At 65.6% G+C, this 12,016-nt stretch carries 11 protein-coding genes; 7 read left to right on the top strand and 4 right to left on the bottom strand.

The annotated features are described in order from the left end of the window. Positions 1-134: 134 nt before the first annotated feature. The 4 genes from QA639_RS23205 (at position 135) to QA639_RS23190 (ending at position 6,529) form a co-directional block, all read left to right on the top strand. A complete protein-coding gene (locus QA639_RS23205; RefSeq protein ID WP_157341283.1) occupies positions 135-800 on the top strand; it encodes a protein-L-isoaspartate O-methyltransferase family protein in 666 nt (221 codons plus the stop codon). Between the two features lie 215 nt (positions 801-1,015). Beyond that, the gene (locus QA639_RS23200; RefSeq protein WP_028331944.1) at positions 1,016-2,419 is read left to right on the top strand and encodes a TolC family outer membrane protein; all 1,404 of its coding nucleotides are present in this window, start codon (positions 1,016-1,018) and stop codon (positions 2,417-2,419) included. 334 nt (positions 2,420-2,753) lie between these two features. Then, positions 2,754-3,488, top strand: a complete 735-nt coding sequence (locus QA639_RS23195; protein WP_157341285.1) for a PopZ family protein — start codon at positions 2,754-2,756, stop codon at positions 3,486-3,488. A gap of 173 nt (positions 3,489-3,661) precedes the next feature. Next, positions 3,662-6,529, top strand: coding sequence for a valine--tRNA ligase (locus QA639_RS23190; RefSeq protein ID WP_157341287.1), 2,868 nt, complete (start codon positions 3,662-3,664; stop codon positions 6,527-6,529). 18 nt (positions 6,530-6,547) lie between these two features. Here the strand turns inward: QA639_RS23190 and QA639_RS23185 are convergent, their stop codons facing one another. Continuing rightward, the gene (locus QA639_RS23185) at positions 6,548-7,153 is read right to left on the bottom strand and encodes a DNA-3-methyladenine glycosylase (RefSeq protein WP_050385336.1); all 606 of its coding nucleotides are present in this window, start codon (positions 7,151-7,153) and stop codon (positions 6,548-6,550) included. Between the two features lie 187 nt (positions 7,154-7,340). Between QA639_RS23185 and lipA the strand changes: the two genes are divergently transcribed. The 3 genes from lipA (at position 7,341) to QA639_RS23170 (ending at position 9,396) form a co-directional block, all read left to right on the top strand. Continuing rightward, on the top strand, positions 7,341-8,300 hold the full coding sequence (lipA, locus tag QA639_RS23180; RefSeq protein WP_028331948.1) for a lipoyl synthase: 960 nt from the start codon (positions 7,341-7,343) through the stop codon (positions 8,298-8,300). A gap of 89 nt (positions 8,301-8,389) precedes the next feature. Continuing rightward, positions 8,390-8,929, top strand: a complete 540-nt coding sequence (locus QA639_RS23175; RefSeq protein ID WP_028331949.1) for a P-loop NTPase family protein — start codon at positions 8,390-8,392, stop codon at positions 8,927-8,929. Further along, the gene (locus QA639_RS23170; protein ID WP_028331950.1) at positions 8,929-9,396 is read left to right on the top strand and encodes a type II toxin-antitoxin system RatA family toxin; all 468 of its coding nucleotides are present in this window, start codon (positions 8,929-8,931) and stop codon (positions 9,394-9,396) included. The genes QA639_RS23175 and QA639_RS23170 overlap by 1 nt, the downstream gene beginning before the upstream one ends. A gap of 88 nt (positions 9,397-9,484) precedes the next feature. On the opposite strand, the gene QA639_RS23165 is transcribed toward QA639_RS23170, so the two are convergent. From QA639_RS23165 to QA639_RS23155, 3 genes are all read right to left on the bottom strand, one after another. Then, the gene (locus tag QA639_RS23165; RefSeq protein WP_028331951.1) at positions 9,485-9,880 is read right to left on the bottom strand and encodes a BA14K family protein; all 396 of its coding nucleotides are present in this window, start codon (positions 9,878-9,880) and stop codon (positions 9,485-9,487) included. Between the two features lie 173 nt (positions 9,881-10,053). Further along, complete coding sequence (locus QA639_RS23160; protein WP_028331952.1) at positions 10,054-10,653, bottom strand: CinA family protein; 600 nt, start codon at positions 10,651-10,653, stop codon at positions 10,054-10,056. A 1-nt stretch (position 10,654) separates the two neighbouring features. After that, positions 10,655-11,851: a bifunctional 2-C-methyl-D-erythritol 4-phosphate cytidylyltransferase/2-C-methyl-D-erythritol 2,4-cyclodiphosphate synthase gene (locus QA639_RS23155; RefSeq protein ID WP_028331953.1), complete on the bottom strand. Its 1,197-nt coding sequence runs from the start codon at positions 11,849-11,851 to the stop codon at positions 10,655-10,657. Positions 11,852-12,016 lie beyond the last annotated feature (165 nt).

The following is a 12,016-nucleotide window of genomic DNA, read 5'->3' as shown; positions in this document are numbered from 1 at the left end:
ACGGCGCCACGAGCCCGTTCTGGGAGCGCGATCGCCCGCCAACGGCGTGTTGCGTTTTGGCGGAGCTTGTTCCAAAAGATGGCCCTGTTCTAGCTTCTCCAGCGGCAATGCCGCGACTTGCAGGGTCTCCGCCAATGACCGGTTTTTCGACCGCGCGCCAGTATATGGTCGATGGTCAGGTGCGTCCGAGCGACGTGACCGATGATCGTATTCTCGATGCCATGCTGACCGTGCCGCGCGAGATATTCGTGCCGGCCAGCAAGCAGGCGCTGGCGTATCTCGACCTCGACCTCGATGTCGCCGAGGGCGGTGCGACGAGGCGCTGCCTGATCACGCCGGCGCTGCTCGCCCGGATGCTCCAGGCCGCCGAGATCAAGGCCACCGACCGCGTCCTCGTGGTCGGCTGCGCGACCGGTTACGCCGCCGCCGTCGTGGCGCGCTTTGCCGCAGACGTCTGCGCGACCGAAAGCGATCCGGCGCTTGCCGCAAGGGCGACCACGGCGTTCGCCGAACTCGGGATCCAGAATATCACCGTCAAAACGGCCGCAGCCACCGACGGCGATGCCGCGGGCGCCCCGTTTGACGTCATTATCCTCAATGGTGCCACGGAGATCGTCCCGACCGGGCTGTTCGGCCAGCTCAAGGAGGGGGGCAGGCTGGTCGGGGTGTTCGGTCTGTTGCCGCCGCCGCGCGCCACCCTGGTGACGCACTCCCACGGGGATTTCGGCCATCGCGAGCTGTTCGACGCCTCGGCCCCCGTTTTACCCGGATTCGAGCGAGTTCCCGCCTTCGTCTTCTGACCCTCTCCTGCGGCGCAGGGCTGATAAAATCCCGTTCCGAATCAGAAGTGTGGCCCGTTTGCCCCATGTGAAGAGTTTCGACCGTGTTCCGTTGCGGGGTAGTTCCGTTGGGCCTAGCTGCGGACTAAGGTGAGGCGGGACTCACTTCGACTGAAGCGACCGCCGGACTGATTTGCGTGTGGGAGACGGCGACTACAATGATTGGATTTCCGGGGATGCGTGGGGTGAAGGTTGTCACCGCGGCTGCGACTGCCGTCCTTCTGTTGGCGGAGATGGGCCCTGTGCCCGCACTCGCCGATACAATCGAGGCCGCGCTGGTGCGGTCCTACCAAAACAATCCCCAGCTGAACGCGCAACGCGCGCAGGTGCGGTCAACGGACGAGAACGTTCCGCAGGCACTGTCGGGCTACCGCCCGAAAGTCGCACTGACGGCGAGCGCGGGGTACCAATACACCGATACGCTGACGACACAGGGCGGCGACGCGAACAATCTTGTCCGCACCCAAATCCATGGCGCCAATGCGCCGCGCAGCGCAGGCCTCACGGTCAACCAATCGCTGTTCAACGCGCAGACCGCGCCCAGGGTGCGCGCGGCGGAAAGCCAGGTCTCGGCGGCGCGCGAGGGCCTGCGTGTGCTTGAGCAAACCGTGATCCTGAGCGCGGCCACGATCTACATGGACTATCTCCGCGACTCCGCCATCGTCGAAGTTCAGCGCAGCAACACGCGCGTGCTGGAACAGACGCTGAAGCAGACCCAGGACCGCTTCAATGTCGGCGAAGTGACGCGGACCGACGTCGCGCAATCCGAAGCGCAGCTTGCAGCAGGTAAGACCCAGCAGCTCACCGCCGAATCGAACCTGACGACGACGCGTTCGAATTTCCGCCGCATCATCGGCAACGAACCGCAGAACCTCGCGCCGGGCTCGCCGGTCGACCGCTTCCTGCCAACGACGCTTGCGTCCGCCGTCGACCTCAGTCTGACCCAGAATCCGAACGTCACCTCGGCGATGTACGGCGTCGACGTCAACTTCCTGCAGGTCAAGGTCAGCGAGGGTGCGCTGTTCCCGTCGGTCAACCTGCAAACGTCGGTGCAGCAGCAGTACGAGCAGACCCTGATCAGCCAGCGCGCATTCAGCGCGGGAACAGCGGTCCAGCTGTCGGTGCCGCTCTATCAGGGCGGTGCGGAATATTCGCTGATCCGCCAGTCCAAGGAATCGCTGGCGCAGCAGCGCCTCGTGCTCGAACAGACCCGCGATCAGGCGCGCGCCAACGTCGTCACCGCGTGGGGCCAGCTGGTCGCCGGCAAGTCGCAGGTGGCGTCGGCACAGGCGCAGGTGACCGCGTCGGAGATCGCCCTGAACGGCGTGCGCGAAGAGGCCAAGGCCGGTCAGCGCACCACGCTCGACGTGCTCAACGCGCAGCAGGCGCTCGTCAACGCGCGCAACGCGCTGGTCACCGCGCAGCATGACCGCGTCGTCGCGTCCTATAACGTGCTGAGCGCAGTTGGCCGCTTGTCGCCGCAGGTGCTCGGCCTTTCGACCAACGTCTACGATCCGAGCGTGCATTACCAGCAGGTTCGTGACAACTGGGCCGGCGTACGCACGCCCGACGGCCGCTAAACACCTTCGCATCATCATCGCTTGTCGCGTCATGTTTGTGGTTCTGAGTTAATCAGGACCGCAAACAGGCGCGTTTGCTTGCATTCGATAATTGGCCTGACATACCGTTTTGTCGGGCAGCAAGGCGATTCGCGGCGCGCCGGCGTAGCGTGATGACAGGTGCGACGCCACCTGTGATCAAGCTGCATTGGGCGACACGAAGCTTGCACAAAGCCTCGGGCGGGCTTGATCTGGGGACAAGTCGGGCGGGATCAACAAAAATCTCCGCCCGCATCATCGGAACCGGCGAATCCTCTCGGGCTTGATGTAAAATCGTTTCGATGTGGAGTCGGAGATGACGCAACCTGCGAAGGTCCAAGAGCCCTCGATGGAGGAGATCCTGGCGTCGATCCGTCGCATCATTGCCGACGACGAGGCGAAGCCGGCCGCGGCCGAGAAGCCTGCGGCCGCCGCTGCAGCGCCGGCGCCGAAGGTCGAGCCAGCACCAGCAACCAAGCCCGCGATGAAGAGCCCGCCGCCCGCAGCGCCACCGGCCGCGAAGGCCGCCGCGCCGGCGCCGAAATCACCGCCGCCTGCGCCTGCACCGGCGGCCAGCAACAGTCAGAACGACATCGACTCGCTGCTCGCCAGCCTCGACGAGGCGACGCCCGCAGCCGAGATCAGGCCGTCGCCGCAGCCCGCGGTCCAGCCCGAAGCCGACGTGTTCGAACTCACCGACGAGATGGCGCTGCCGGACCCGGCCGCCGCGCCGTCGTTCCGCAAGGTCGAGCCGCAGGACGACCTCGAGTTCACGGAAGCGCGGAGCCGGGCGCCGGAACCGGCCCGGGAGCCGCCGGCGATCGAGACCGCGCCCATGCAGCAGATCATCTCGGGAACCACGATGCGGGCCGTCGAGTCGGCCTTCAACTCGCTGGCCAACACGGTGTTGAGCAACAATGCGCGGACGCTCGAGGATCTGGTCAAGGAGATGCTGCGGCCGATGCTGAAGTCCTGGCTGGACGACAATCTGCCCGGGCTGGTCGAGCGGATCGTCAAGGCCGAGATCGAGCGGGTATCCCGCGGGCGTTAGCTCCGCGCGGGCGCTAGCTCCGCCGCCCGCGCGAAGCTGGCTCCTGCCGTTGGGCCTGGCGGCCCTCAATCAGCTCCCCAAATGCCCTAAACGTCGATTTGACGTGCCGGTCCGGTTGACTTGGTGCGCTCCGGCGGCTTTCTAACGCTTTCCATGGTCCACAGCGCATTGTCATGATCGAGAAAAACTACCAGCCCGCCGATATCGAGCACCGGATGGCCCGGATCTGGGAGGAGAGCGGTGCGTTCAAGGCCGGCCGACCTGAACGCAAGGACGCCGCGCCTTTCACCATTGTGATTCCGCCGCCGAACGTGACCGGCTCGCTGCATATGGGCCACGCGCTCAACAACACGCTGCAGGACATCCTGTGCCGCTTCGAGCGGATGCGCGGCCGCGACGTGCTGTGGCAGCCCGGCACCGATCACGCCGGCATCGCCACCCAAATGGTGGTCGAGCGTCAGCTGATGGAACGGCAGGAGCCGGGCCGGCGCGACATGGGCCGCGCCAAGTTCCTCGAGCGGGTCTGGCAGTGGAAGGCCGAGAGCGGCGGCACAATCGTCAACCAGCTCAAGCGCCTCGGGGCGTCCTGCGACTGGTCGCGCGAGCGCTTCACCATGGACGAGGGCCTGTCGCGCGCCGTCGTCAAGGTGTTCGTCGAGCTGCATCGCGATGGCCTGATCTACAAGGACAAGCGCCTGGTCAATTGGGACCCGAAGCTGCTCACCGCGATCTCCGATCTCGAGGTGCAGCAGGTCGAGGTCAGGGGCCATCTCTGGTATCTGCGCTATCCGATCGAGGGCCGCAGCTTCAGCCCCGAGGATCCGAAATCGTTCATCGTGGTCGCGACGACGCGCCCCGAGACGATGCTCGGCGACACCGCCGTCGCGGTGCATCCGGACGACGAGCGCTACGCCGATCTGGTCGGCCAGCACGTCATCCTGCCGCTGGTCGGCCGCAGGATTCCGATCGTCGCCGACGACTATTCCGATCCGGAGAAGGGCTCGGGCGCGGTCAAGGTGACGCCGGCGCACGACTTCAACGACTTCGAGATCGGCAAGCGTCACGGCCTGCCGCAGATCAGCGTGCTCGACCAGGAAGGCAGCCTCAGCCTGGTGGGCAACGAGGACTATCTGCGCGGCCTGCCGATGGGCGCCGACGAGTTCGCCGCCGAGTTTGACAAGATCGAGCGCTTCGCGGCGCGCAAGAAGATCGTCGCGAGGCTGGAGGAGTTCGGCTTCCTCGAGCGGATCGAGCCCAACACCCACATGGTGCCGCATGGCGACCGCTCCGGCGTCGTGATCGAGCCGTATCTGACCGACCAGTGGTATGTCGACGCCAAGACGCTGGCGCAGCCGGCGATTGCGGCGGTGCGCTCGGGCGAAACCACGTTCGTGCCGAAGAACTGGGAAAAGACCTATTTCGAGTGGATGGAGAACATCCAGCCCTGGTGCATCTCGCGCCAGCTCTGGTGGGGCCATCAGATTCCGGCGTGGTACGGACCCGACGGCAAGGTGTTCGTCGCCGAGACCGAGGAAGAGGCGGTCGGCCACGCGCTCGGCTATTACGTCGAGCAGGAAGTCATCACGCCGGAGCAGGGCCACGACATGGCGGTCGACCCCGCCAAGCGCGAGGGCTTCATCACGCGCGACGAGGACGTGCTCGACACCTGGTTCTCGTCGGCCCTGTGGCCGTTCTCGACGCTGGGCTGGCCGGACGACACGCCGGAGGTCGCGCGCTACTACCCGACCAACACGTTGGTTACCGGCTTCGACATCATCTTCTTCTGGGTCGCCCGCATGATGATGATGGGCCTCCATTTCATGAAGGAGGCGCCGTTCTCGACCGTCTACATCCACCGTCTCGTCCGCGACGAGAAGGGCGCCAAGATGTCGAAGTCGAAGGGCAACGTCATCGACCCGCTCGGCGTGATCGACGAATACGGCGCTGACGCGCTGCGCTTCGCGCTGACCCGCGAGGCAGCGCAAGGCCATGACATCCGCCTGTCGCCGCATCTGGTCGAGACCAACCGCAATTTCGCGACCAAGTTCTGGAACGCCTGCCGCTTCGCCGAGATGAACGAGTGCGTCAAGCCGGACGGTTTCGATCCGAAGGGCGCGAAGGAGACGTTGAACCGCTGGATCGCGCACGAAACCTCGCGCGTCACCCGCGAGGTCACCGAGACGATCGAGGATCATCGCTTCAACGATGCCGCGGGCGCGATCTACCGCTTCGTCTGGAACGTGTTCTGCGACTGGTATCTCGAGCTCGCGAAACCCGTGCTGATGGGCGAGGAGGGCGCGGCCAAGGCCGAGACCCGCGCCATGATCGCCTGGACCCGCGACGAGATCCTCAAGCTGCTGCATCCGTTCATGCCCTTCATCACGGAGGAGCTGTGGGCGGTGACCGCAAAGCGCGACGGCCTGTTGGTGCTGGCGTCCTGGCCGCGCAAGTCGGGCGTGACCGGCGAGCAGCTGGCCGCGATCGCGACCGCCGGTCCGGTGGTCGATCCGATCATTCCGCCGGTCATTGCCGCGCTCGACGCCGACGAGTTCAGCGATCCCGCGGCCGAGGCCGAGATCGGCTGGGTGGTCGATCTCGTCACTGCGATGCGGTCGGTGAAGGCGGAAATGAACATCCCGCCGTCGACACTGACGCCGCTGGTGATCGCGGGCGCCTCCGACGAGACGCGGGACCGCGCGCAGCGCTGGAACGACACCATCAAGCGGCTCGCGCGATTGTCGGATATCTCGTTCGCCGATCACCCGCCGGAAGGCGCGGTGCAACTCCTTGTCCGCGGCGAGGCGGTCGCGCTGCCGCTGAAGGGCGTGATCGATCTCGCGGCTGAACGCACGCGGCTGGAGAAGGAGCTCGGCAAGGCCGACGCCGACATCAAGCGGGTCGATGCCAAGCTCGCCAACGAGAAGTTCGTCGCCAACGCGCCAGAAGAGCTCGTCGAGGAAGAGAAGGAAAAGCGCGCGGCAGCAGCGGAGCGCCGCGCCAAGATCCTCGAGGCGATCGAGCGGCTGAAGAAGGCGTCATAGCGAACGACGCCGTGGCGATCAAAACCGCTTGCTGAGGAATTTCGATCCCTTCAGCCCGTAGCGCCAGGGCAGGTCGACGGCCTTGGTGATGCCGATCCGCACCCCGGTGATGATTTCGGGTGCTTCGGTCCGCGCATGGAGCGCGATCGGGGCGCGGTCGAGTGGCAATTCGCTGTGCGCGATGGTGATGCCGAGCGCCTCGCAGAGCTTGCCGGGCCCCGAGCACAGCGCGCGCTCGTCCTCCAGCCCGCGCCGCCGGCGCATCGCCGCGAGCCCATGGGTCGGCTCGATCGCGCGGATCAGCACGGCGCTGGCCGAGCCCGCTTCCTCGCAGACGAAGTTGACGCACCAATGGATGCCGTAGGAGCGGTAGACGTAGGAGAAGCCCGGCGGGCCGAACATCACCTGGTTGCGCGGGGTCGGCCCGCGGTAGGAATGCGCTGCCGGATCGGTGTGATGATAGGCCTCGACCTCGGTGATGATGCCGCCGGCGCCGCCGACCAGGAAGGTCGCGCCGATCAGGTCGGGGGCGACCTCGTGGACGCTGCGATCGAAGAAGGAGCGTTTCAGCGCCTTGCCGAGGCGCGGCGCGGTCGCGCGGATAGATCGGGGTTTTTGAGCCATTTTGAGGTGGGAATCGGCATGGAACGGACCGCAAGACTGCCAATATATGGGCTGGTCTGCTAGGGTCGCGGGGCGGGTTGCGAGCCGCGTCAACACCGATTAGCTAAGCCCTTGGTTCGGAGCATGATCGGTTCGGAAAACCGGCCTCCACTTTTCCGGATCATGCTCCCGCGACTTGCAGGCATCCATGGTCACCATCGTCGACACCATCTCCACCACTCAGCTCCGCCCGCGGCACCCCGAGAAGGTGAACCGGCCGGATGCCGTGTCGCCGCCGAAGCCGGACTGGATCCGCGTTCGTGCGCCGAACACGCGCGGCTATGCGGATACGCGCCGGATCGTGAAGGAGAACGGCCTCGTCACGGTGTGCGAGGAGGCGGGCTGCCCCAATATCGGCGAGTGCTGGGACAAGAAGCACGCCACCTTCATGATCATGGGCGACACCTGCACGCGCGCCTGCGCGTTCTGCAACGTCAAGACCGGCATGCCCGGCGCGCTCGAGGCGAGCGAGCCGGAATACGTCGCGGAGGCCACCGCCAAGCTCGGGCTCAGCCACGTCGTGGTCACCTCGGTCGACCGCGACGATCTTGCCGACGGCGGCGCCGAGCATTTTGCCGAGACCATCCGCGCCATCCGCGCGCGCTGCCCGACCACCACGATCGAGATCCTGACACCGGACTTCCTGCGCAAGGACGGCGCGCTGGAGCGCGTGGTCGCGGCCAAGCCCGACGTCTTCAACCACAATCTGGAAACCGTGCCGTCGCGCTATCTGACGGTCCGTCCCGGCGCCCGCTATTTCCATTCGATCCGGCTGCTGCAGCGGGTCAAGGAGATCGATCCGACCATCTTCACCAAGTCAGGCATCATGGTCGGCCTCGGCGAGGAGCGGCACGAGGTGCTGCAGGTGATGGACGATCTGCGCTCGGCCGAAGTCGATTTCCTGACCATCGGCCAGTATTTGCAGCCGACCCGCAAGCATCACGCCGTCATGCGCTACGTGACGCCGGACGAGTTCGCAGGCTACGAGCGGGTCGCCTATACCAAGGGCTTTTTGATGGTGTCGGCGAGCCCGCTGACGCGCTCGTCGCACCACGCCGGCGAGGATTTCGCCAAACTGCAGGCGGCGCGCGTGGCCCGCGGCCGCTAGATTTCGCAAACGGCGGTGAGCCGGCGCCCTCGCGCGCCGTTGCTTGATCGGGCCTTGACCGAACCTTGACCGAACCTTGGACTGGACCAATGCAGCGCGTTCTGGTGATGGGATCGTCGGGATCCGGCAAGTCGACCTTTGCGCGGCGGCTGTCCGCCATGACAGGGATTCCGACCGTGTCGATCGATGCGCTGTTCTGGAAGCCGGGCTGGGTCGAGTCGGGCAGGGACGAATTCGAGCGCCGCATGACCGAAGCAGCCCGCGAGCCGCACTGGATCATGGATGGGAACTACATGAGGCATGGTGCAGGGGAATTGCGCCGGGAGCTCTCCGATACGATCATCTGGTTCGACCTGCCGCGGTCGACATGCATGCTCGGTATCTTCAGGCGGATAGCCGGGAGCTATGGCCAGGTCCGCCCGGAGATGGCGGAAGGCTGCCCCGAGAAGATCGATCTCGAATTCTTCCGCTACGTCTGGACCTATCGCCGGCAGCAGCGGCCGAAGCTGATCGAGTATTTTGCCGGCTTGCGGCCCGATCAATCGCTGGTCTGCTTCACCGATCGGGCGCAGGCGGATGATTATCTGAAGCGCCTCGCACTCGGGCAAAACCGTGCGAGTATCCACTGATGCCACGATTCTCAAGCAAGCGGCGGGTCCGGCACACCGCACCTCAAATGTTCGATCTGGTCGCCGACGTCGAGCGCTATCCCGAATTCGTGCCGCTATGCCAGTCGCTCAAGATCCGCCAGCGCACGCCCAAGGACGACGGCACCGAGGTCGTGGTGGCGGACATGACGGTGTCCTTCAAGCTGGTGCGGGAAACCTTCACCAGCAAGGTGACGCTCGATCGGCCCAATCTGAAGATCCTGGTCGAATATCTGCGCGGCCCGTTCAGCAATCTGGAGAATCGCTGGAGTTTTGAGCCGAGGTCGGAAACCGAATGCGATGTCGGCTTCTTCCTGAACTACGAATTCAAGAGCCGGATGCTGGCGATGCTGATGGGCTCGATGTTCGACGCGGCTTTCGGGCGGTTTGCCCACGCGTTCGAGAAGCGGGCGGATCAGGTCTACGGCAAGCCGCAGCTGTCGACGTAGCGAAGCCGTCTCGTTTGCCTCCCTGGAAACGCAAATGCCCGGCACGAGGCCGGGCACGACGGATGATGCGTGGGGCGCGTTCGCCGATTTACGGGCAGGATCGCCGCACGCCGCCGGATGCGATGTAGGTGCCCGAAGCGGGGTCGTAGGTACGGAAACGCTGGGAGCAATAGGCGTCGTTGTTGGCCTTGGCCTGGCTCGCCGCAATCGCGCCGCCGATGATCGCGCCGGCCGCCAGCCCGCCGATGATCGCCGCGCCGTTACTGCCACGATCGCGATAGTAACCACCGCGGTAGCCGTATCCGCCGCGATAGCCGTAACGCGGACCACCGTGCCAGTGCCGATACTGCACATGCTCGACGGAGGTAGGCTGGTCCTGCAATCGCGCGGGAGCGAGTGGTGCGGCGGACGAAGGCGCAACAGTCGACAGCGTCATGGCGCCAGCGCTGATGGCGGCCACGACCAAAGTTCCCAACTTCATCATTTTCTCCTTGTTGTGGGATTTTGCTGTTGGACGAACAATCGAAACAGCAGAGTTGGAACAACATAAAGCGGCGAAGCCGCGTCAAAGTTCCATTTCAGGTAAGCGTCACCGGGCCGCAGTTGACACAAGCCTGTGTAAGGCGGGCCGTCGCGCGACTCGACTTTGGGTCGGGCCTATCCGCGCGGCGGCCGGCGGCGTTTCGCAGCGTGGCTCCGCGGCGATCGAGCCACCCTTGGCCGCAACCGGCTGGCGGCCTCGCGACGCGGCTTGGCGGCCTGCGGAGGGCGCGCAAGCTCCATCAGCATGCGCAATGCTTCGACCACCGAGCGCTGCCGCACCGTGCTGCGGCCGATTGCGCCAAATCGCTGCTCACGATGAATGATGCGCCCGTCGCGCGCGGCGACGGCGAAATGCACCAGGCCGACCGGCTTGCCCGGTGTCGCACCGCCAGGGCCCGCGATGCCGGTGATCGAGACCGCAAGGTCGACGCCGGCCTTTTCCAGCGCGCCGATCGCCATCGCGGTCGCGGTTTCCTTGCTCACTGCGCCGAACGTTTCGAGCGTCGCCGCCCTGACGCCGAGCATGACCCGCTTGGCCTCGTTCGAATAGGTCACGAAGCCGCGGTCGATCACGTCGGAAGAGCCGGGAATGTCGGTGAGCGCACCCGCGACCAGGCCGCCGGTGCACGATTCGGCGGTCGCGATGGTCAGCTTGCGCATCCGGCACAGGTCGAGCAGCGAGCGGGAGAGGGCACGAGCGTCGCTGCCGCCCATGTCAGGCACTCCAGCCTTTATCATCCCACGGGAGACGCACCGTGGCGCTCGCGGTTGCCGCGATGCCTTCCTCGCGGCCGGTGAAGCCGAGCCGCTCGCTGGTGGTGGCCTTGACCGCCACGCGCGAGATGTGGACGCCGGAGATCTCCGCGATCTTCGCCCGCATGGTGTCGCGCAACGGCCCGATCTTCGGTCGCTCGCAGATCAGCGTCACTTCGAGATTGGCGATCCGTCCGCCGCGCGCGGTGACGCGCTCGACCGCATATTTCAGGAACTGGTCGGAGGAGGCGCCCTTCCACTTGGCGTCGCTCGGCGGGAAATGCGAGCCGATATCGCCGTCGGCCAGCGCACCGAGGATCGCGTCGACCAGCGCATGCAGCCCGACATCGCCGTCGGAATGGGCCAGGAATCCCTTCGTGTGCGGCACGCGCACGCCGCAGATCATGACATGGTCACCGTCGTCAAAGGCGTGCACGTCGTAGCCGGTGCCGGTTCTGATGTCGCCGAGCTGGCTTGCGAGCCGCGCTTCCTCGCGCACGAAGTCCTCGGGTGTGGTGAGTTTCATGTTGGCAGCATCACCTTCAAACGTCGAAACCGTCAATCCCGCCCACTCGGCAAGCGCCGCATCGTCGGTGAAATCGGAGCGGCCATCGCGCGCTGCGCGACGATGCGCCTCCAATATTACGTCGAAACGAAAAGCCTGTGGCGTCTGCGCGATCCGCAGGCGCGCGCGCTCCGGCGTCGCCTCGACGTCGCCGGCATCGCCGGTGAGCTTGATGGTGTCGGTGACGGGAATCACGGGGATCGCAGCGCCGGTCCGGCCGGCCGCGGCGATCGCGCGAGAGATCACGGCTGCGGTGACGAAGGGGCGCGCGGCATCGTGGATCAGCACGATGTCCGGCTTCTCACTTGCAAGCGCCTCGAGCCCGGCATGGACCGAGGCCTGCCGGGTCGCGCCGCCCGGCGTCGGCGGCCGATGGCGGAGGCCTGCGACCGCTTCATCGAACAGCGCGGTGTCGTCAGGATTGACCACAGGCTGCACCGCAAACACGTCCGGATGTCCGGAGAACGCCTCCATGGCGCGGTAGATAACCGTCTGTCCGCCGATCGTCCGGTATTGCTTCGGCCCGCCTGCGCCGGCGCGCAGTCCACGGCCGGCTGCGACTAGGATGGCTGCGGTACGCTCAGGCTTCGGCATTTTGAACCAGTGACAGACGAATCGGGGATGAGGGGGACGGCGAGGATCGCCGCGCACAGCCCTTAGCATGACCGCTGCGCAAAAACAGAGCGTTTGCCGATGACTGTGGGAAAAGCAGATTTTGTTGCAGTGCACTTGCACTGATGATAGGAATGTCTAAACCGT

It is taken from the genome of Bradyrhizobium pachyrhizi (genome assembly GCF_029714545.1).
GTDB lineage: Bacteria > Pseudomonadota > Alphaproteobacteria > Rhizobiales > Xanthobacteraceae > Bradyrhizobium > Bradyrhizobium pachyrhizi.
The sequence above is the reverse complement of the archived record's forward strand: the minus strand, read 5'-3'. Positions and strand labels throughout refer to the sequence as shown.